This window comes from Chroococcus sp. FPU101 (genome assembly GCF_017312365.1).
In the GTDB taxonomy this organism is placed as follows: domain Bacteria; phylum Cyanobacteriota; class Cyanobacteriia; order Cyanobacteriales; family Microcystaceae; genus Chroococcus.
Map to the genome: position 1 here is coordinate 1 of NZ_BLJI01000016.1, position 22,303 is coordinate 22,303.

The 22,303-nt window shown below is 39.4% G+C and carries 17 protein-coding genes; 5 read left to right on the forward strand and 12 right to left on the reverse strand.

From position 1 onward, the window contains the following. Positions 1–255: 255 nt before the first annotated feature. Positions 256–513 carry a hypothetical protein gene (locus CFPU101_RS14525; protein ID WP_206816064.1) on the reverse strand — a complete coding sequence of 86 codons (258 nt, stop codon included), beginning with the start codon at positions 511–513 and terminating at the stop codon, positions 256–258. Beyond that, entirely contained in the window at positions 491–712 is a 222-nt protein-coding gene (locus CFPU101_RS14530) for a hypothetical protein (RefSeq protein WP_206816065.1), read from the reverse strand. Before CFPU101_RS14530 ends, CFPU101_RS14525 begins: the two co-directional genes overlap by 23 nt. A gap of 94 nt (positions 713–806) precedes the next feature. Between CFPU101_RS14530 and CFPU101_RS14535 the strand changes: the two genes are divergently transcribed. After that, positions 807–1,778: a hypothetical protein gene (locus tag CFPU101_RS14535; RefSeq protein ID WP_206816066.1), complete on the forward strand. Its 972-nt coding sequence runs from the start codon at positions 807–809 to the stop codon at positions 1,776–1,778. 67 nt (positions 1,779–1,845) lie between these two features. Here CFPU101_RS14535 and CFPU101_RS14540 read toward each other — a convergent pair whose 3' ends face one another. The 4 genes from CFPU101_RS14540 to CFPU101_RS14555 all read right to left on the reverse strand — a co-directional run bounded on the left by CFPU101_RS14540 (position 1,846) and on the right by CFPU101_RS14555 (position 7,241). Continuing rightward, positions 1,846–2,844 (reverse strand): nitrate ABC transporter ATP-binding protein, encoded by a 999-nt coding sequence (locus tag CFPU101_RS14540; protein ID WP_206816067.1) that lies wholly within the window; start codon positions 2,842–2,844, stop codon positions 1,846–1,848. A gap of 102 nt (positions 2,845–2,946) precedes the next feature. Beyond that, complete coding sequence (locus tag CFPU101_RS14545) at positions 2,947–4,956, reverse strand: nitrate ABC transporter ATP-binding protein (protein ID WP_206816068.1); 2,010 nt, start codon at positions 4,954–4,956, stop codon at positions 2,947–2,949. Between the two features lie 23 nt (positions 4,957–4,979). Beyond that, a complete protein-coding gene (gene ntrB, locus CFPU101_RS14550) occupies positions 4,980–5,825 on the reverse strand; it encodes a nitrate ABC transporter permease (protein WP_206816069.1) in 846 nt (281 codons plus the stop codon). 75 nt (positions 5,826–5,900) lie between these two features. Continuing rightward, positions 5,901–7,241: a CmpA/NrtA family ABC transporter substrate-binding protein gene (locus CFPU101_RS14555; protein ID WP_206816070.1), complete on the reverse strand. Its 1,341-nt coding sequence runs from the start codon at positions 7,239–7,241 to the stop codon at positions 5,901–5,903. 834 nt (positions 7,242–8,075) lie between these two features. Between CFPU101_RS14555 and CFPU101_RS14560 the strand changes: the two genes are divergently transcribed. Beyond that, positions 8,076–10,931, forward strand: a complete 2,856-nt coding sequence (locus CFPU101_RS14560; RefSeq protein WP_242578000.1) for a PAS domain S-box protein — start codon at positions 8,076–8,078, stop codon at positions 10,929–10,931. 21 nt (positions 10,932–10,952) lie between these two features. Here the strand turns inward: CFPU101_RS14560 and CFPU101_RS14565 are convergent, their stop codons facing one another. The 6 genes from CFPU101_RS14565 to CFPU101_RS14590 all read right to left on the reverse strand — a co-directional run bounded on the left by CFPU101_RS14565 (position 10,953) and on the right by CFPU101_RS14590 (position 16,239). Further along, positions 10,953–11,912, reverse strand: coding sequence for a hypothetical protein (locus CFPU101_RS14565; RefSeq protein WP_374191957.1), 960 nt, complete (start codon positions 11,910–11,912; stop codon positions 10,953–10,955). Further along, positions 11,903–12,268 carry a hypothetical protein gene (locus CFPU101_RS14570; RefSeq protein ID WP_206816073.1) on the reverse strand — a complete coding sequence of 122 codons (366 nt, stop codon included), beginning with the start codon at positions 12,266–12,268 and terminating at the stop codon, positions 11,903–11,905. The genes CFPU101_RS14565 and CFPU101_RS14570 overlap by 10 nt, the downstream gene beginning before the upstream one ends. Before the next feature lie 348 nt (positions 12,269–12,616). After that, complete coding sequence (locus CFPU101_RS14575; RefSeq protein ID WP_206816074.1) at positions 12,617–12,892, reverse strand: hypothetical protein; 276 nt, start codon at positions 12,890–12,892, stop codon at positions 12,617–12,619. Positions 12,893–12,925: 33 nt separating this feature from the next. Next, entirely contained in the window at positions 12,926–13,585 is a 660-nt protein-coding gene (locus CFPU101_RS14580) for a hypothetical protein (protein ID WP_206816075.1), read from the reverse strand. A gap of 86 nt (positions 13,586–13,671) precedes the next feature. Further along, positions 13,672–14,853 carry a glycosyltransferase gene (locus CFPU101_RS14585; protein ID WP_206816076.1) on the reverse strand — a complete coding sequence of 394 codons (1,182 nt, stop codon included), beginning with the start codon at positions 14,851–14,853 and terminating at the stop codon, positions 13,672–13,674. A gap of 135 nt (positions 14,854–14,988) precedes the next feature. After that, positions 14,989–16,239 carry an HhoA/HhoB/HtrA family serine endopeptidase gene (locus tag CFPU101_RS14590; RefSeq protein WP_206816077.1) on the reverse strand — a complete coding sequence of 417 codons (1,251 nt, stop codon included), beginning with the start codon at positions 16,237–16,239 and terminating at the stop codon, positions 14,989–14,991. Positions 16,240–16,675: 436 nt separating this feature from the next. Between CFPU101_RS14590 and CFPU101_RS14595 the strand changes: the two genes are divergently transcribed. From CFPU101_RS14595 to CFPU101_RS14605, 3 genes are all read left to right on the forward strand, one after another. Next, positions 16,676–17,416, forward strand: a complete 741-nt coding sequence (locus CFPU101_RS14595) for a peptidylprolyl isomerase (RefSeq protein ID WP_206816078.1) — start codon at positions 16,676–16,678, stop codon at positions 17,414–17,416. Positions 17,417–17,478: 62 nt separating this feature from the next. After that, positions 17,479–20,493 (forward strand): peptidase domain-containing ABC transporter, encoded by a 3,015-nt coding sequence (locus CFPU101_RS14600; RefSeq protein WP_206816079.1) that lies wholly within the window; start codon positions 17,479–17,481, stop codon positions 20,491–20,493. Between the two features lie 15 nt (positions 20,494–20,508). Continuing rightward, a complete protein-coding gene (locus CFPU101_RS14605; protein WP_206816080.1) occupies positions 20,509–22,242 on the forward strand; it encodes an HlyD family efflux transporter periplasmic adaptor subunit in 1,734 nt (577 codons plus the stop codon). Positions 22,243–22,303: the final 61 nt, after the last annotated feature.

The window sequence follows — 22,303 nt, forward strand, 5'->3', positions numbered from 1 at the left end:
TTAATTCTGACCACCTACTTATTAAAAATTAAGTTATTTTAATTTTTAGTAACATTTATTAAGAAATACAACTATATTCTCGAATAAATGATATTCCAGAAGTAAGGAGTTTTGAGGATAAAACAATGTTATTAGGATTACTATTAACTTTAACCTTAATTTGTACATTAACGTCAGTGTTAGCGTTAGAATCGATGTTCTATAGCGAAGAGCAATTGTAAATATTTTAGTAGCAAGCCTTGCCGACCATATAAACTAATTTATTATTGCATCGTATTCATCATGAGATCCGATCCAAAACCAATAGTAATCATCACCTTTTTTCAAAGCTAATGCTCTGTAATCACGGGTGATTCTAACAGACCAAGTATTTTTACGCACTTTTTTAAAGTGTAATGATGGATGAGAAGGATCAGCTTTCCATTGTTGGTAAGCTTTTTTAGCTTGCTTTTTTAGATCTTGTGGCAAAGCTAAATAAGCATTCCAGAAATCAGGCGTTGTTAATGACTTCATCTAAATCTCTTACATTATTAGCAGCGATGTCTGCTTCAGCTTTTGCAATTAAATGATCTAACTTTCCTGATTTTAAATCAGTTTCGATTTGCTCATCCCATTGAGTTTCCAAGTAATCTTGAAGCCATATCGCTAGTTGACGAATATCTTCTTTAGGTAGTTGTTTAATAGAAGCTTCGATTTCAGAAAGAGTTTTCATAGAGTATTTGAGTAAGTATTATTACTTGATTGACATTAACTGAATATATCTGTACTATAATTCCTAAACAATAACGCCAATTTAGGATAACTGTATGAGCGGCGGAATTTCTGCAACTAGAGGATACTTGTATCAGTATTTAATTTGTATTTTAGACTCTTTAACAGAAGATTGGATCAGTGTTGTTATAGAGCCAAATACTGAGCAAGAGAAAGTTGATATTTTATGGTTACTTATAAAAAACGGAAAAATTTTTAGAAAAGCAGTTCAAGTTAAATCAACTCAAAATCAATTTGGTACAGGTTCTGTCAAAAAATGCTCTGAAGATTTAAAAAATAGTTTTAATGATGCTGAAGTATATGAATTAATTTTGATTGGACACGTTTCAAGGACTTTAATTGAGGATATAAGTAAACTTGAACAAAAGTACCTAGTTAAAATCCCCTATCCAAAGGTTTTTGATTTAGAGTTTTTTCTAAGTCAGGATTGTCACAAAATTGATAAATATATTGACGAAAATTATGGAATTAGCCTACCTTGTCATCAAAGAGAAGAGCTTATTTATAGTTTAATTGGAGAACTTCAATATTATTCAACAAATCGAAGAAAGATTACTAGAAAAGATCTAGAGGCTAAATTCCAAGAATGGATAAAATATTTTATAGATTATACAAATTATGAACGAGAAGCAAGTCGTAAATTTTATAATTTGTATGGTTTTGAAGCTTCACCTAATCTAAGAATTGCAGTAGAAAAGTTTTATAAAAATAAATCAAAAAAAGTAAAAATGAAATTTTTTAAAGAATGTCAAAGTTTTTTTGATGTTGAGCTATCTACTAAAAAATTGAAAATTGTTTATCCAAAATTTGATAAAATTTTTTATTATATAGGAAATATTTTGTTTATAGCCACTACTTTATTGGCTTTACTTTGTTTAATACTAGCAAATTATTTTGATTTTATTTTTATTATTTTATTCTTTGTATTTAGCTTTTTATCTGTTGGAATTTTGCCATTAATCAGGCCTTATCATTGGGCAAAAATAATTGATAGAGAATTAAAGTAAAATTATAAAAATACTAAAAAATATGATAGATGTCAGGATGTTTACCTGACACCTAATAAGCCCGATCCTATTTCGCTGGTGCTTCGACAGCAGGAGTGGGGTTAGATTGAGGGGATTTAACTATTGATTGAATGAGGCTAAAACCCACTACAGCAGCAACAGCAACACCCCCAATAGCAGCGGCAATTTTACCAAATCCTTTCTTTTCTTCTGTTTCTAAGGTTGTATCTTCTGTAGGATCTTCAGAGTGGGCAAAACGATGATAAAGAAAATCTAATGCGTAGTTTCGTAACTCGTAGTAGCGCGGATCTTCAATCAAACGAGAACGGATTCTCGGACGAGCAAAAGGCATCTCTAAAACTTCACCGATTGTAGCAGATGGGCCGTTAGTCATCATCACTAGACGATCGCATAGATACAAAGCTTCATCAATATCATGAGTAATCATCAATACCGTTAACTGATGATCTTGCCAAATTTTCAAAAGTTCGTCTTGTAATTCTTCTTTGGTGATAGCATCTAACGCGCCAAAGGGTTCATCTAAAATTAACACTTGAGGACGAATTGCTAATGCTCTTGCAATAGCGACTCTTTGTTTCATCCCCCCTGACAGTTGGGCGGGTTTTTTTTGTGCAGCTTCAGTGAGTCCTACCATTGCTAGATGTTCTTCTACAATAGCGACTTTCTCACTGTGCGGTTTATCGGGATAAACAGAATTAACCCCTAAATATACATTTTCATAGGCGGTTTTCCAAGGCAAAAGCGAATAATTCTGAAACACCATCATTCTATCTGGGCCTGGTTTTTCGACTTTGTTCCCCTGTAGGCGAACTTCTCCTGTTGTTGGTTCACTAAAACCCGCTACCATGTTCAATAGAGTTGATTTACCGCAGCCAGAGTGACCGATGACACAGATAAATTCACCTGCTGCGACTGTAAAATCGATTTCGTCTAAAACTTGATAAGTTCCTGTAGGAGTATTGTAAGATTTGGTTACTTTTTCAATCTGAAGAAAATCGGGTTGATCTCCAGTGGGCTTATTTTGAGTATCTGCGATCGTTTGCATAATCAGTTAATAGAGTTCGTGTAAATTAATATCTTTAAACCCGATCGCTTGCAAAAGTCCTCTGGATATCATAGTTACTTTTGCAAGAAATCGTTATAAAACTTATTGTTGCACCATAGCAGTTTCATCGATCAGAATTTCCGACACGCGGTAATCTCTGCGAATGTTCAACCGTTCTAGATATCCGACTGGATCATCGGGATCGAACACCAAACCGTCAAATAAGGCGAAACTATGACGATCGGGTTCAAAATCGGGTAAATCCAGTTCTCGACAAGCTTCACCGAATAAGTCTGGACGACGAACCCGTTCTAGAATTTCGACCCAGTTACGGGGGAAAGGTGCATAACCCCATCGGGCTAACTGGGTTAAGATCCATAGACCCTCAACTCGTCCGGGGCAGTTGGTTTGATCGACATGGAATTGATTAAATCTAAGATGCAGTTCAGGTTTTGATCCATCCCCTTTGTTATAAGGATCGAGGAAACCTGGACGGGTGTACTCAGGAAGTGAGCCAACATATTCGGGTTTACAGAGTAGTCCTAAGATTTCTTCTCGGTTACGGCGATCATCGCAGTATTCACAGGCTCGTAATAAGGCTTTGACGAGGGCGATATGGCTTTCAGGATATTTAGCTACCCATTCTTCTCTAACTCCTAAAACCTTTTCGGGGTGTCCTTGCCAAATATCAAGATCGGTTGCGATCACATATCCTAGCTTTTCATGAACCGCGTGAGAGTTCCAAGGTTCACCCACACAATAGCCATCAATATTACCCGCTTTTAGGTTAGCGACCATTTGTGGCGGTGGAATCACGATTAGATTAACATCTTGATCGGGATCAACACCACCAGAAGCTAACCAATAACGTAACATCAGATTGTGCATTGAGGACGGATGTACCATACCAAAGGTTTCGATCTTATCAGGACTTTGCATAATTGCCTCTTTTAAGTCCGATAATTGATTAACTCCCCATTGCTTGTATTTATTGCCTAAAGTAATGGCGTTTCCGTTCCGACTCAGAACCAAGGCTGTAATAATGGGTATCGAAGGCTTACCCCCCGCGCCAATGGTCATACTCAAAGGCATTCCCGCGACCATCTGGGCTGCGTCTAAACGTCCAGTAGCGACACCTTGAGCGATCGCTTTCCAACTCGGTTCGCGGTGCAGGGTGACTTGTTCGAGTCCTTCTTCTTTAAAAAAGCCTTTTTCTTGGGCGACAATTAAGGGGGCGCAGTCAGTTAAGGGAATAAAACCGATATCTAGATTGATCTTTTCTAAACCATGACGAGCGATCGCAGTTTGTGCCACTTGGCCGACTTTGGTTTTAGACCGTTTTTGTTGGTTCAAGAAATAAACAATTTCATTTCGCATCGCATAGTAACTTGGATGGTTCACAACTTCCATACGATGACGCGGACGAGGGATCGGAACGTCTAAAATTTGTCCAATATGCGCTTCTGGCCCTGTAGTTAACATCACGATGCGATCACTTAGTAATAAGGCTTCATCGACATCGTGAGTCACCATGATACAGGTTACATTATATTCTTCAACAATTTCCATCAAACGCTCTTGGAGGTTACCCCGTGTCAGTGCGTCTAATGCGCCAAATGGTTCATCGAGTAAGAGAACTTTGGGATGGAGGGCTAAGGCACGTGCGATCGCTACCCGTTGTTTCATCCCTCCAGAGAGTTCCCCCGGCTTTTTATGGGCGGCGTGTCGAAGTCCAACTAATTCGATATGCTTTTCAATAATCCCTTTTCTTTCTCCTTGGGGTAGATCGCGCATTACCCGATCCACGGCGAGGGCGATATTTTGTCGAACCGTTAGCCAAGGGAGTAACGAGTAGTTTTGGAAAACAACCATGCGATCAGGCCCAGGGCCTTTGACTTCTCGTCCTTCTAGAATGACACCGCCATGAGTCGCTTTATCGAGTCCCGCAACAATATTAAGTAGGGTTGATTTTCCGCAACCTGAATGACCAATTAAAGAAATAAATTCCCCTTTTTTGATCATCAGTTCAATATTTTTTAAGGCGATGTATTGCTCCCCATTATTGAGAGGAAATATTTTATCAACGTGGTCAATTTCAATATAAGTGGACATAAGTTTTGGTCAATAGATTTAATTTATTTATTTTGGTCTGCGGGAACAACAAGACTAGCAACAAAGCCGACTAATCTATCTAAAATTAAGCCAACAACACCCACATAAATCAGAGCTAAGATAATTTGGCTTAGGCGAGAACTGTTATAAGCATCCCAGATAAAGAAGCCAATTCCGACACCACCGACTAACATTTCTGCTGCAACAATTGCTAACCAAGATAAACCGATACCAATTCGTAATCCCGTAAAAATATAGGGAACCGCTGACGGAATTAAGATATTAAAGAAATATTCCGTTTTAGAAAGTTGCAGAACTCGTGAAACATTTCGGTAATCTTGGGGAATTTGTTGAACGCCGACTGTTGTATTAATAATAATGGGCCAAATTGCGGTGATAAAAATAACAAAAATTGCTGAGGGATCTGACTGACGCAAAGCTGCTAGAGAAATGGGTAACCAAGCTAAAGGCGGAATCGTTCTTAAAACTTGGAAAAGTGGGTCTAAGGCATCATACATCAAGGAATTAGCCCCAATTAGAACGCCTAAAGCAATCCCGACAATTGCTGCTAGAGAAAAACCGATTGCAACCCGTTGTAAACTTGCTAAAATTTGCCAAAATAACCCTTTATCTGTACCACCGTTGTCAAAAAAAGGATTAATAATGTATGGGTTCCAAGTTTCTTTGATGGCAGTAATAGGAGACGGTAAATTAGGATTTTCACCAGAGGTCATAAGTTGCCAAATGAGGGCAAAAACGAAAATTGCTACAAAAGGAGCAACAATTTTTCGTGGTGATTTAGTCAGTTTAGATAGCCAAGAATTACTAGCTTTATTGGTTTTGGGTCGAGTGGTTATATTAGTAGCCATTTTGTTTAGATAATTGGTGAAATAGAGAAACTTATAGAAAGGGTTTGGCAACCAAACCCATACATGATTTAAAATTTACGCTTTTTTGAACTTCAAACCCTTGAGATAATCGGCGGGTTTTTCGGGGTCAAATTTTACGCCATCGAAAAAGGTTTCAACTCCTCTAGAGGTACTGGTTGGAATTTCAGCAGCAGGAACACCAATCGCTTTAGCCGCTTCTTTCCATAAATCCTCGCGGTTGACTGCATCAATAATTTTTGTAGTGTCTGTATCAGCAGGAATGTAACCCCAGCGAATATTCTCAGTTAAAAACCACAAATCATGACTCTTGTAGGGATATGAAGCGTTATTTGACCAGAATTTCATCGCATGAGTAAAGTCTTTTTCAACTCTTCCATTACCAAAATCAATCTGACCCTGAGAACGTCCGATAATATCGGCTACGGGAACTTTAAACCATTTATCTTGTGAGATAATTTGACACATTTCCTCTTTATTTTCGGGCTTATCACACCATTGTTGAGCCTCTAAAACCGCTTTGAGTAAAGCTTGAGTCGCTTTGGGGTTTTGGTCAGCCCAATCTTTACGAATGGTAAATGCTTTTTCAGGATGGTCGGCCCACAGTTCACCCGTAACTAAGGCAGTGTAGCCCGCTTTTTGGTTGACAAGTTGAGCGTTCCAAGGTTCACCCACACAGAAAGCTTCCATATTTCCGACTTTCATGTTAGCGACCATTTGCGGAGGAGGAACGGGAATAACAGAAACATCACCTGTTGGGTCAATTCCATTAGCAGCTAACCAATAGCGCATCCACATATCATGGGTACCACCGGGGAAAGTGATAGCAAATTTGATCTCTTTTTTGCCCCCTGCTTTGGCTTGGTCAATGGCTCCTTTTAGGGCTTTTGCATCGGTCGTTAGATTAAGTTCTTTATAATTATTGCCGACGGAAATGGCTTGACCGTTGGTATTTAATCTCGCCAAAATGTACATCGGTACGGGCTGTTTGGTTTTGGTAATGGTTCCGAGGGACAACTGATAGGGCATCGGTGTGAGGATGTGCGCCCCATCAATGCCACCACCACCAGAACCGAGTTCTAGGTTATCTCGTGTGACTGGCCAAGACGCTTGTTTGAGGACTTCTACCCCAGTCATGCCATATTTATCAAATAAGCCTTTTTCTTTCGCGATAATTAAGGGTGCAGAGTCTGTTAAGGCAATAAATCCGAGTTTAGCGGTGGTGACTTCGGGTGCATCTCCTGCGGCTGCAACGCTTGTCGGTGAAGGTGAAGTCGCAGGACTAGGGCTGGTGGTTGCGGTTTGATTTCCTCCACTACTACAACCATGAAGAATTGCTGTTCCGGCAGCAGTCGCTCCTGCTGTGATGATAAATTTACGTCTAGAAAGTTTACTCATTCGTCTTGATTAGTTGAGAATTAGGGGGTAAATGTTATGGTGTCTGGGTTCTCAGTTGCTTTGACAACAGCCGTCTAGTTTTGATGAAAACACTCAATTTTACTGAATTTGATTTTGTTTTCATTATTCTTGCGCTAACTCTCACAGGCGACTGTATCCCGATTAACGATTTAGCGTAAGTTTTAATAAAAGCAATATCAACACTCAACATTTACATTCTTCAAAACAGAATATCGTATATTTGGTTACAAATTATTTCGTTCAATGCGCTTCAAGCATAATAAAATGCAATAAAAGTATATAAAACTTTAGGCTTGTACAGTAATTATACAGAAGCGGTTCGCACACAGATGATTTTTGGCTTGGTGTCGAGGTTAGGGGTTAAAAAAAGCTCTCTTTTTATCTAGTTAATAAAGAATTTTTAAAGTTATGCAAAAATTAGATAAAAATTTTTATGACTTTTTTTGTGACGAAAGAAATTTTTAACTTGGGTATTATAGGGTTATAACGGATTTTCAAATATAGCCTTACAGAGTAATCTAAAAGAAATAAAACTAACTTTAGGCAACGTAAATGACTCATAATCAAACTTTCGTCGGATTGTATGCTCATTTTTGTAGATGTATAGTAAGTGTCACTTAACTCTGACAATCCAACACAAAATCTACAAAAATGAATTTTTCAATTTATTGATTACAACTTTTAAACATTTTATCTCTATTTTATAAATTACTGCTCATAACAATTTAACTAATTACATTAATTCACAGATTTAATGATTCAAATTTTATACAGATGAATTACCGTCAAAGATTGGTTTTCTCCGTAATCAATATGTCAACAGTGGTTTTTATGGTCACTGGATTGGGTCTATATCTACTTTACCAAACCGCTCTACAGGGTCAGAAAACTCGTTTATCTCAAACGGCTAAAACTCAAGCACTATTATTAGAATCAATGTATGATACGATTAAAAACCCTGAAATTATTGAAAACACCGTTGCTCAAGCCTCAAAAGAGCAAGACAATTCTCAAACAGCTACGGTTGATATTTGTAAGCTTTTGGGAAACCAAATCATTTTGATTAATGACCGTACCGAATTTTCTAAAAAGACGATCGTTCCTTTGTCGAGTAACCTAGCCCAAGCCATGCACAAAGCTTTACAAGGCTATTCAGGAATCACATTCGCTCTTGACCATCGGGGCATTAAAGTATTAGCCGCCTATGAACCCGTTGAGTATTTACATTGGGGAGTCGTGGCAAAAGTAGATTTGGCTGAACTTCGCGCCCCCTATATTCAAACTGGAATATACACGCTTTTATGGGCTAGTGTATTGAATGGTTTGGGGGGGCTATTTTTGTGGCGACTGTGTCACCCAATGGCTAAAGAACTTCAACAAGAAAAAACCATTAGACAAGACCTTGAAAACCGTATCGCTAAACATACTGATGAACTTGCCCAGATTAATCAACAATTTCATCAAGAAATAACAGAACGTCAACGCTTAGAAGAAGTAAGAGAGCGAGAAATTGATTTATTAGCCCGCATTATGGAAACCAGTCCAGTTGGGATTTTAATGGTTAATCCAAATGGTGACATTGTGATTGCTAGTGAGCAAGCCGAAAAGATGTTAGGTTTGCTCAAAACCGAACAAGGTTATCAAATGCCACCTTGGCGAGTCAGTGATGAAGCGGGAAATCTGATTAATGATCAAAAGCATCTTTGCAAACAGGTGATGGAAGGGAGGCAATCAATTTATGATGTGCGTGAAATGATTGAATTTGCTGATGGTTCTCACATTCTTGTCTCAATTAATGGTTCACCTGTATTTGATGAAACAACTCGTTTAGAAGGTGTTGTTTTTACAGTAGAAGATATTACGGAACGCTTTCAAGTTGAAACAGCGTTACTCCACAGTGAAACTCAATTTAGAGCGATTTTTGAACAAGCTTCTGTTGGAATTGGGATTGTTGCTTTATCGGGCCAATTTATTCGGGTGAATCAACGTTATTGCGAACTGACAGGCTATAGCGAAGCGGAACTACAAGAAAAAACTTATCAAGATATTTTGCACCCCGAAGATTTTAACCCTAATACAGATACTCCTGATATGAATAATTTTTCGGTTGAAAAACGTTATATCCGTAAAGATAATTCAATCATTTGGATTCATCTAAGTGGTTCAATTGTGAAAGATCAAAACGGCCAACCGATGTATATTGTGGGTGTTGTTGAAGATATTACAGAACGCAAACAAGCCATCACCGCTTTAAAAGAAAGTGAAGAACGTTATCGCAGGATTATTGAAACGACTGCCGAAGGGGTTTGGAGTATTGATCTAAACAATCGAACAACATTTGTTAATCAGCGTATGGCCCAAATGTTAGGTTATACCGTCGAAGAAATGCTAGGACGATCGATTTTAGAGTTCACTGATACTGAAGATCAAGTAATGACTTTACAAAAATTAGCACCTCATCAGCAAGAAATCACAGAATCACATGATTTAAAATTTCTTTGCAAGGATGGTAAATCAATTTGGACAATGATTTCGACGAATTCGATTTTCGACGCTGAGGGTAACTATGCAGGAGCGTTAGGAATGCTTACCGATATTACAGAACGAAAACAGACCGAAAAAGCTCTGCAACAAGCCAATATTCAACTCATAGAATGGAATAGAAAACTTCAACAACGCAACCAAGAGATCTTATTACTCAATCAAATTAGTGACTTTCTCCAAGCGTGCCTATCTGTAGAAGAAGCTTATCAAGTGATTGGTGAATTATTACCAACTTTGTTTACAGGATATCAAGGAGCAGTATTCATCATTAATGAAACCAGCAATTTAGTTGAAGCGGTAGCCACTTGGGGAGAAGATTTACACAGCAAAACACTATTTACTGCTGATGAATGTTGGGCGTTGCGTCGTGGAAAAATTCATTGGGTGCATGAACAATCTCATCTACGGTGTCAGCACGTGCATCACAATGTATCAACAGCGTATAATCAGTCTCTTTGTGTACCGATGATGGCTCAAGGAAAAGCGATCGGATTACTCTATTTATGTTATGACCAATGCGAGCCAATTAGTCCCACTAAACAACAACTGGCTCAAACAGTCGCCGAACATTTATCCCTTGCTTTGGCTAATCTTAATTTACGCGAAACCTTACAAGCACAAAGTATTATCGATCCCCTGACGAATTTGTATAATCGTCGTTATATGGAAGAAGCCCTCAAACGAGAAATTAATTTAGCAAAACGGAAACGTCACCCCGTCGGAATTATGATGCTCGATGTCGATCACTTTCGACAATTTAACGCAACATTTGGTCATGAAGGCGGTAACTGTGTTTTAAAAGCGGTTGGTAGTTTTTTAAGTCGTCATATTCGCAGTGGTGATATTGCTTGTCGTTATGGTGGTGAAGAGTTTTTATTGATTTTACCCGAAGCTTCACTAGAGATTAGTCTACAGCGAGCCGAACAAATTCGCCAAGGGCTTAAACAAATGCAAGTCAGTTACGGTGAACAGTTATTGAGTCAGATTACGGTTTCAATTGGTTTAGCTTGCTTTCCTGATCATGGTAAAACCATCGAAGAATTAATTAAATCAGCCGATTTCGCGCTTTATCAAGCCAAAAATGCAGGACGCGATCGGGTGGTTCGCTATACTGTCGATCTTTAGCTTTTTGACTTGACAATTAGGCTAGGCATTATAGGTTTGTAAAATTTCATAAATATCTTTAATAAAGAGAAACGGTGGTTTGTCTAAAAGGTAGTGGTCGAGGTAAGATTGACCTGACCATCCTCGATTCGGATCTTCGGTGAATTTTTGACATAAAATAGTGAGTTGATTGGCAATCGATTCGGGAGAAAAAAGAGCGAACGGGATAGAAATAATATTGTCATGCCACGAAGAAAGGTCTTTATTTTCAAAACCATTGGTGATGACTTTTATGCCAAAATGAGCCATTTCTAACGGGGGATAACTTGGATGAGGAGAAATCATGAAGGAAATTCCAATCGCGGCTTTAGCTAGAGTCTGCGCGTAATCCTCTAAACTCAACTTACCTAAGCTCTCAATGACTAAATTGTCACTGATTGGTATGTCTGGATAAGATTCTCCAGCAGAGAGAATTTTCCACTGTTTCGCTTCAAGAAATTGCTTCTGCCAGATTCGGAGACTCTCAAGCAGTATACCAAAGGCGTTTCTGGAAGTTGAAGGCCGACCATAAATGAGGATCGTTCGCTCTTTAGGGGTTCCTTTAAGCTTCTTTAAATTATCGAGAAGGACTTTATTTAGGTATGGTTCAAAACTATATTCGTAGGCAAAGCGATAGTTTTGTAAGTGGAAATAGTCTTGAAGGAGTTTGGTATTAAAAACCCCAATCATTGGATGGGGATATTCATAAGTACTACAGGCTAGTGAGTATTGACTAGACCAAGGATAAAAACTTGGTTCAAAATCTTGAATGAGATAAATAATCGGTTTAATTGGCTGATTAAATTCTTGAGATTGCCATAAAGACAAACGCTGGGCTATATAGGCAGTCTTCCAAAAAGTGCTGATAAAAATATCTCCTTTGCTAACTGGTAAATAATTACCATATTTTTTAAGCATCGAGACAATTTGTTTTGAAGTGTCAATATCTTGATCTAAAGGAATAAATTGATATTGAGAATAGCGAGATAAGTGCTACTACTATAATCTCCCATCACAATAATACGCAAGTTATCAGAAAAAACAGATAGCAATTCCCAAAAACGTAAAGCAGTATTAATTCCACCAAAAGCCAATTCTTGATTAATTGTTGGAATAATTAAATTAAGCCTCATTCCTGAAAAACTTGAGGCAGAGGGAGGAATTAGAAAGCTAAATTCGTTACGAACAGCTTGACTTTTTTGAGGGGGGTTAATAAACTGTTTAAATCCTTGATACAAATATCGTAAACGTTGATGATTATCTATTGCTTCTACAATGGTTGCTTTTAAATGTTTGAAGGATACAGGACGATTAATCATGAGACTTCACATATATTATCTAACTTTTAAAATTAGTGCAAAAATGCCGATTCACTAATAAGATTTTCGACTAGAGCAAGATGGGTTAGTCTATTACATTTACACAAGTAATTACTGGTAAATGTATTACTACTCTGTATCATGGCAAGTTAACTTAAATTTTATCCAATCACCAAACAATTTCCTTTGCGATTAAGCTTGAAAAAACAGATATTTGACTTCTAAAAATTTAATAATTTGCTAGTGCTTAGTATAGCCTGAAAACCCTATCCTGTCTACATTTTTCAAAAAAGAAACAGAGTGGGTTATCCATTAAGTTTATGCAGTGCAGCAATATGACGACTAGAATTAGCGAGAAATTTCGAGACGCTGATACGTCCCATAGCGACTTGCATAAAAATTTAAAATCGTTTCAATTTGAAGCTTAAATTCGCTATGATACTGAACCACTAAAGCTTTAATTTGACTTTGTGTATAGTTAAATGTTGGAGAATCTTGAGTAATTAAATGTGTTTGCGTGCCGTTCACCTGCATTAGATGAGTTGCAATTTCCCGATAAATCGCCAAGGGCAAATCAGGATAAATAATCTGTTCTGTAGCTTGTGGAACGGCAGACGATAACACAGTTTGTTAATCTCATCAAAGGTGATGCAAAAATTATATCGCCTTTGGAGTCAGTGCTGCACCTTCACCCACTCTTTTAGTAACTTCAATGCCGTACTGTTCTAAAATAACCATCGGGTTACTATTCCCTGCATAGATCGCTTTAACCAAAACCTGTCCATTAGATAAGGTTGCACCAGGGGTCACACGTCGAGCAACACTTTCTCCTGGGGCCTTGACAATGGCAACGGGACTACTCGGTAAATCCATCACTCCAGAAACGACCACCCCTAAAGCTTCATTTGGTTGGGGTGGTAAAGGACGGGAATTTGGGGGAATGGGGATTACAGAGGGTGGTTTTGATGCAGTAGTTGTAGTTGTTTTTTTCACAACGGATGCGGCTGGCGGATATTTAACAATTGGATCAACGGGAAGTGTCGCAAAAGGATCATTGCGCCCTTGTTTAACTTTATCTAACTGTTGATCTGAATTGGTTGCTGGAATTAGTCCCGCGACTTTAGGGGGGGTTTGGGTTGATGCTTGGCCTGGCTGAAGGGCTTGCTCAAAAGCGGGGGGACTAGAACTAGCTTGAGGTGAGGGGGAAGGAGTTGGAGTAGGTTGAGCCGCTTGATCCGCAGGAGGACTAGAGGACGGACATCCGCTTAAAGACAGAGTGAGCATTCCAAGGGATAGGATTAAGAATGTTTTTTTCATCGGTGGTTCATCAAGAAAAGAGGATGTTTAGGATTAATCCAAATTCATGCCGTTTGATAGATTGACAAATTTAGTGATTTGTGTTTCTAATTGACGGAGTTAATTTTTACATCCTTAGTGTACCCATCTGCTTGCTCTTGAATAATGCCATCCCCTTCAATTTGTAAATATCTGCCACGCCAAAAAACTTGTTGTCCGAAAGCTCCCCAGAGCCAAATCCCCAAGGAGAGGAAATCTCGAAGCGGCAGACTCCATAACCAAGGTGTTAGCTTTGGTGCATTGACACAAATTAAGATCACTAGGACTTGAAAATAACGAATGAGCCAAGTCAGTAAAGCAAGTGCGATCGCCCACTGAGATCCGCCAGCCATCAACAACAGTAACAAACTGTAAACTGTGCCAAAACAAATCACCATCCCATAATATTGACGACCGCGATTAAAACGAATAGTTCTAGCCCAACGTACTTCTCTAATGATGATTTCCCACAGGCGATCGCTTCCAGTATCCGATTCTAAAATGTAGTGAGATAACTCTATTTGATAACCCGCTTCAGTAATGCGTTTTCCCAAGTTATAATCCGAACCAATCCGATTAAACTGCAATCCTCCAGCATCAGCCAAAGTTGAAGCGCGAGTCACTAAAGTTGCACCAACCGCAAATCTAACGGCACCATCGATAATCCTAGCAATCAACGCACTAGGGATAAAATCAAAACAACGCCCAAATGATGCGATCGCTGCTTCAAGGGATTGCGGGGTTTTACCGATAAAGGCACAAGTCACTAAACCCACTTTTGGATCAGCAAGAGGGCTAATAATCGTTTGTAGATAATTTGATGTGACTTGAATATCGCTATCGGCAAAAACAAGATATTCATGTTTGGCTTGAGCTAAAAGATAATTTAAAATACTATCTTTGTGATTGGCCCCTAAAGGAGCTAAACCCGTATAGAGACGGACTTTTTCGGGGAATTTTTCGATTAATTGTTTAAGAACTCCAATAGCGGGATCATTGACATCTCTAACCCCGAATAAAATTTCATAATTTGGATAATCTTGTTCTACAAAAGACATCCAATTGTCCCAAGCTCCTGCATCTAAACCGCAAACTGGGATCATGAGACTAAGTGGGGGAGTAAAATCGGTTTTAGCAACGTCTAAAACCCGAAAAAAATGATAGGTAGCCAAAGCACCCAATAAATAAAAAACAATTGAGGCGAGAGTTAAAAGTAATAATATGATTTCTGCGGAAGACAAAAGAAACATCTTATATTTTAAGATTTTTAGACCCTAGGGGTTGAGAATAGAACCTATTGTAAAGATTTTGAGCTTACAAACCTAGCCTCCACAGAATTAAAAACTGTAAAGGGGGCATCATCAACCCCCTTTTAAATCGATTTTTTAAGTGTTACTGCCTAGTTGATCCGTAATTACAGTTAGATTAATCACCTTCTCACCACGTTGTACAGTAAGTTGAATCGGTTTATTAATGCCAATCGCTTCGACAATTTCCTGTAACTGTTCACCTTCAGTAACACGCTTACCATTTGCTTCAGTAATAATATCGGTTCGACGAATCCCCGATCGTTCAGCAGGAGTATTCGGCAGAACTTTAACCACTAAAAGCCCTTCAACTTCGGGCAGGACAAAAGGAGAGTTGATATCTTGATTGTTATCTCTAGCAATTCCTGGTGTTAAACTGACCATTTGCACACCAATATAAGGATGTGGGACGAGTTCTCCAGTGGCTAGAATGGGTTCTAATTCTTTAGCTTTATTGATGGGAATTGCAAAACCAATACCTAACGCATCGGCACGAATGGCTGTATTAATGCCAATCACTTCACCTGCTGCATTAAGTAATGGCCCGCCCGAATTACCGGGGTTAATTGCCGCATCAGTTTGAATAAAATCAAGACGTTTGTCTGGAATACCCGCTTTAGCCGCCGAACGACCAATTGTACTGATGATCCCCAGAGTAACAGTATTATCTAAGCCTACTGGATTACCAACAGCGATCGCCCAGTCTCCAACTTGTATTTCTGACGAATCGCCCAAAGGTGCGACGGGAAGTTTAGCACCAAGAGTATTAATTTTGACGACCGCTAAATCCGTCACTTCATCAGTTCCTTGCACTGCGCCCTCAAAACTACGTCCATCTTTGAGGGTTACTGTCACTTTATCGGCTAGTTTAACGACATGAGCATTCGTTAAAATAATGCCACTTTCATCGACAATAAAGCCTGAGCCTTGTCCGCTAACCCTTTGTTCTAAAGGGATACGAGAATTAAATTGATCGCCAAAAAAATCCCGAAATAGAGGATCTTCAAATAACGGATTATTGCGACGGGTGACGACCGTTTCCGTATCAATACGGACAACAGACGGGCCAGTACGAATGACGGCTGCTGCGACAAAACTTTGCGCCTCGATCTTCGGCTGTTGCGCCATCAGTATACCACCAAGCGCAGCATCGGGCGTACAAGAGGAGGTATTCAAGCTGGCCGAGTCAGCCTCTTGTAAACACAGTCCAGTCGCGCTTAATGTATCGGCTTGTGCGTCTAGATTAACGCTACTCAAGCACAACAAAACCCCACAAAGAAAAACCGTCAGGGAGATTTTTAATTGACGAAAAAATTGAGAAGACTTCATAGGTTCAACACTTGTTGAATCGTCTGGTAATCCAAGATAATTGACAGATCCATCCTAGCAGATTCAGTTAATTGCTTGCATTTGTTTCTTAATTCTTCAGTTTAATGATCTATAATTTTTAAGGCAATTAGGATTTCAATTTTTACAGAGTTGAAAATTTATTTCTGTAATATTTCTTTAAAAATGTTACTGAGTGCGCTTAAGTGGGAAAACTAGGGTTAGTCTTGAAACAGATGTAAGGTTACACTAAGTGAAAAACGATTAACTGTCAAGAAATGTAGAAAATCAATAAGATTTTATGACATCTCAGTAGAATTCCCGATAAAATTCTAAGGGCAGCTTGATCGATTAAGCTATCTTAAACTTAATTGATGTCACATTATTATCATAGTTTTAGAGAATGTCAAGGGTTGCGCCCAAACTGGAGTAATAAAAAATGGGATCTGTAATCCAATTCGGAGAGAAACAGTTAACTGAAAATGATTTATACCCTTTATTAGCTCGGTATGGCATATTGCCACAACTAGCTAGAGAGATTATCATTGATGAAGCGATCGCTAATGTCATTTGTACGCCAGAAGAAGAAGCGATGGCTCGCAATCGATTTTTCTCCCAACAGCAATTAACCGATGAAACCCGCATTTCTGCGTGGCTTAAACAATCGGGGATGACCATGGAACAGTTAGAAAAACTGAGCTTACGAGAACTCAAACTCGAAAAATATAAACAAGCAACTTGGGAAAATCAACTAGAAGCTTACTTCCTACAAAGTAAAGGTAAACTAGATCGGGTTGTCTATTCTCTGATTCGGACTAAAGATGGTGGCATTGCTCAAGAACTGTATTTCCGAGTCCAAGAACAAGAAAGCACTTTTGCTGAACTCGCTAAACAGTATTCTCAAGGAGCCGAAGCACAAACAGGTGGACTTGTTGGCCCTGTTGAATTAAATGTCCCTCATCCTAAGATTTCTCAAATGCTGACAACCAGCAAACCTGGACAACTTTGGCCACCAACTCAAGTAGGGGAATGGTACATCATTTTGCGTCTGGAGAAGTATATATCGGCTCAACTTGATCCCCCAACCCAACAAAGGTTACTCAATGACTTGTTTAACTCATGGTTGCAAGAACAAATTAAGCAAAAGATCATATTTTCCCCTCAAACTCCAGATGTATAGATAAATTAACCCTAACCCGTTAAACGCCCATAGTAATTAATTTTTAAAAACCTAATTCGTCTATGAGTTATACCACTGTAAATTATCAAGATTTCCTCCTTCAGATTGCTCCGTTTGAGCAACTGCCGTCAGAGGAATTGGCTAACTTAAGCCAAAAAATACAGCCTTGGCGGTTTGCGATGGGTCGAGTCATCGCCATGCGCGGACAAGTCTCCTCTCATGTAGTCATTTTGTATGAAGGACAAGCTCGTTTACTCGGTTATGATCCCCGCAATCAAATGCCCGTGACGTTAGAATTATTACAATCGGGTGATATCTTTGGTTGGGTTAATCTGCTGCGGGGTGTCCCTTGTGAAACGGTAATCGCCTCAACAGATACCGTCTGTCTGATGATTAAACAGGAAGATTTCATTACCTTACTGGAAAAATACCCCACATTTAAAGCCTATTTTCAGCAAAAAGTCAGTGAAATTGAACTTTTTGACCTCTTAGGCTCCTATTTCAATCAACAAGCTCTAGGGATCGGCAATCTCAAACAAATCACCCACGACCTGATCAACGAAACACAGATTTATTATCTGCCTCCTGGAACCACAACCAGTAACGCTCATCCGATCCTACAAAATCCTGAAATGCGCTGGCTAGTGAGTGGAGGCAACTTAGACAGTTTTCCAGTCGGTCGTGTTCTGGAGACTCAAAAGGCACCCCTAACTTTTTCGGTTACTGATGGTAACCCAGTACGATTAATCGGTATTCCAGACAGACAGCTACAAGAACACCTCACCGCCCAACCAACTGTCATTCCAACCACCGAAGCGGGTGAGCCTTATATTGATATTGCGCTTCCAGATGAGCCAAGTGGGGATATTCCAGAGGCACCAACTGATCTACTTAAACCCCTACCAAAAGCGCAAAAAATTAAGGCAGGTAAAACCAGTTATCCGTTTGTTGCAGGTAAAACGCCTTTAGATGCGGGAATGGCTTGTTTTCAGATGTTGTGTCAGCATTTTAATATGCCCTTCCGTCGAGATGTGTTACGCCGCATTATCGCCGATCAAATCGAAAAACATGGTAGTCTTTCTTTACCCCTATGCGGTGCCATTGGCGAATTGATGGGACTGAATACCCAACTCATTAGTATTAAAAGCTCATCTTTAACTTATCTCAATGCCCCAGCCTTAGTAAAATGGCAAGATAGCCTCGCGATTTTATATGAAATTACTCCACAAAAATTAGTCATCGCGGTACCAGAATCGGGTTTAATGCAGCGTAAACCCGAAGAATTTATCGAAACGTGGGGAAGTGAAGGCGAAGTTTTACTCTTACAACCAACCAAAGAAACGCAGCAAAGCCGTTTTGGATTAAATTGGTTTCTTCCCTCCCTTGAGCGTTATAAAGGGGTATTAACGATCGTTTTTCTGGCATCTTTCTTCGTTCAGCTATTTGCCCTGGCTAACCCCCTGATGATTCAGGTGATCATCGATCAGGTCATTGTCAAAAATAGCCCAGATACCCTTCATGTTTTGGGGATTTTCCTCTTAGTAGTCGCAATTTTTGAAGGGATTCTGACTTTTTTAAGAACTTCACTCTTTGTGGATACAACGAATCGGATCGACATGGCGTTAGGCTCAGAAATTATCGATCACCTGTTACGTTTACCCCTGAGATACTTTGAAAAACGACCTGTAGGGGAAATCTCAACCCGTGTTAATGAATTAGAGAATATTCGGCAATTTCTAACAGGAACCGCCCTCACCGTCGTCTTAGATGCTATTTTCTCCGTCGTCTACGTCGTGGTGATGTTGATCTATAGTCCAATATTGACGCTGTGGGCTTTAGGGGTTGTTCCCATCTTGATCGCTCTGACGGCCGTTTTTGCTCCCATTATTCGCCATCAACTACGAGCCAAAGCCGAACGAAATGCCGAAACTCAATCCTATTTAGTCGAAGTGATGACGGGGATTCAAACCGTTAAAGCTCAGAATATCGAATTGCGATCGCGTTGGCAATGGCAGGAACGCTACGCCAAATATGTCTCAACTGGCTTTAACACCGTATTAACCTCGACGATGGCGAGTGCCTTAAGTAACTTCTTTAATAAACTTTCGGGTTTATTAGTCCTTTGGGTCGGTGCCTATTTAGTATTAAAACAAGAATTAACCCTTGGTCAATTAATCGCCTTCCGCATTATTGCAGGTTATGTGACCTCACCCATCTTACGGTTAACCCAAATTTGGCAAAATTTTCAAGAAACAGCCCTTTCTTTGGAACGCTTGGCTGATATCGTCGATACTCCTCAAGAAGCTGAACAAGATCGCCAGAATATCCCGATGCCAATCATTCGCGGTGCCGTCAAGTATGAAAATGTCTCCTTCCGTTTCAAAGCTCACGGGCCCTTAAATCTATATAACGTTAATCTAGAATTTCCCCCAGGAACATTCGTTGCAGTCGTTGGACAAAGTGGTGCAGGTAAAAGTACTCTAGCTAAATTGTTATCTCGTCTCTATGAACCCGAAGCGGGGCGCATTCTGATTGATGGTTATGATATCGGTAAAGTCGAACTCTATTCCCTGCGTCGTCAAGTCGGTGTCGTTCCTCAAGAACCTCTCCTCTTTGATGGCACGATTCAAGACAATATCGCTCTGACAAACCCAGATGCAACCACAGAAGAAATTATCGAAGCTGCTAGAATTGCCGCCGCTCACGAATTTATTATGAGTTTACCCAATGGGTATAACACCAGAGTCGGAGAACGAGGCGCGTCTTTATCGGGGGGACAACGCCAAAGAATTGCGATCGCTCGAACAGTCTTACAAAAACCCGAAATTTTAGTTTTAGACGAAGCGACTAGTGCATTAGATTACATGACCGAACAGCAAGTCTGTATCAACCTCAATTCAGCCTTTAGCGATCGCTCTGTTTTCTTCATTACCCACCGACTCGCTACCATTAAAACAGCCGATGTGATTGTCATGATGGATGCAGGAACGGTCGTCGAACAAGGCACACATGAAGAACTGATGAGCCAGAAAGGTCGTTACTATTATCTCTATCATCAACAAGAATCAAAACTATAAGGAGAAAATTGACTCATGAGTAATCAAAATGGACATCGCAACGGTAATGATCATCTTAATGCTAATCCATCTAAAAATGGAGCCATCATTACCACCAATAAAGAAGAAAAAACACAATCTTTATCGGCTTATTCAGCTTTTCCCGACGAAGAACAATCCGTCATTTTGCGTCAGTCTCCAGGCTGGTCACGGGGTGTTACTTTAAGTATCATCGGTGTTACTGCTCTTGGACTGTTATGGGCTGCATTTGCCCCAATTGAACAGGTGATTCCCGCTAAAGGTGAACTAAAACCCCAGGGAAAAGTCAAAGAAATTCAAGTTCCGATCAGTGGAGTGGTCAAAGAAGTTTTTGTTAAAGACGGGGAAACCGTTACAAAAGATTCGCTATTGATCAAATTCGACTCAACCACCTCGAAAGCCGAACTTGAATCATTTCGCAGCATTCAAACCAAAATTAGACAAGAAAATCAGTTTTATCGAGCTTTGATGAATGACGAGATCAAACCCAGTGAACTTGCTTCAAAGCTGATTGAATTAAAAGTGCCTAGAGATGTCGCCATCTTAGCGAAAAATCGCATGGAACTGGTCGCAGAAAATCAACTCTATCAAGTTCAAGTCGGCGAAACAGTCAATGATTTAGTCTTACGTCCTGAAGAAGTTTCCCGCTTACAAGCCGCCAACAATGAGTCTAAAACACGTTCATCGGCAGCCCGCTTAGATATCGATCAAGTCCAAAAACAACTCACACAAAATCAAGTTTTGTTAGCTGAGGCTAAATCACAATTAATCGTAGATCGTCAAGTCCTAGCGGAAATTAAAGATCGTAACGCCCGCACCATTGAACAATCAGAACGAAGCTTAGAAATCGAAAAAAATATTCTTAAGGATATTGAACCATTGGGAGAAGAAGGCGCGATCGCCAAGTATCAAATTAATAAACAAAAACAATCTGTTAATGATCGTCAAGGGGAAATCATTAAACAAAAAGCTGATGGTTTGATTGAATACAATAAGCAAAGACAGCAAATTGAGAATAGAATGGCCGAAATTGCTAAATATCAAGAAGAAGAAAAACGATTACAATATGCGATTTCCCAAGCTCAAGAAAAATACTACAATACTAATGCTCAGACCGAAAAAGATGTGCGGGATAAAATAGCAGATAATCAAAAACGGATTTCAGAAGTTGATAGTCAACTCTCTAAAAATGTTTTTGAAAATGAGAAAAAATTAGCAGAATTAGAGAGTCAAATTAGTCAAGCTGAACAAACCCTGAAATATCAAGAATTACGCGCTCCCGTTGCGGGAACCGTATTTGACTTACAAGCATCACCTGGTTTTGTGCCAAAAAGCGGACAAGCAGAAGCTCTCTTAAAAATTGTTCCTAAAGATCATCTGATTGCCGAAGTCGATATTACTAATGCGGATATTGGATTTGTGAGAGTGGGTCAAAAAGTAGATATCAGAATTGATTCATTTCCCTATAGTGAATATGGAGATATCAAAGGCAAAGTCATTTCAATTGGTTCTGATGCTTTGCCACCCGATGAACTGCATCGAGAGTATCGTTTTCCCGCTAAAGTTAGTCTAGAACAACAATCTCTCAGGCTTAAAGATGCAAATTCTGGCCCCCTACAGTCGGGGATGTCAGTCAGTGCTAATATCAAAGTCAATGAAAATCGTACGGTATTAAGTCTGTTTACTGAATTATTTAGGAAAAAAGTGGATACTCTCCAAGAAATTCGTTAGAAAAAGTTTAATTCTGATGTCAGGTTGAAAAAAAACTGGTAACTTATTAGATATAAGAGTA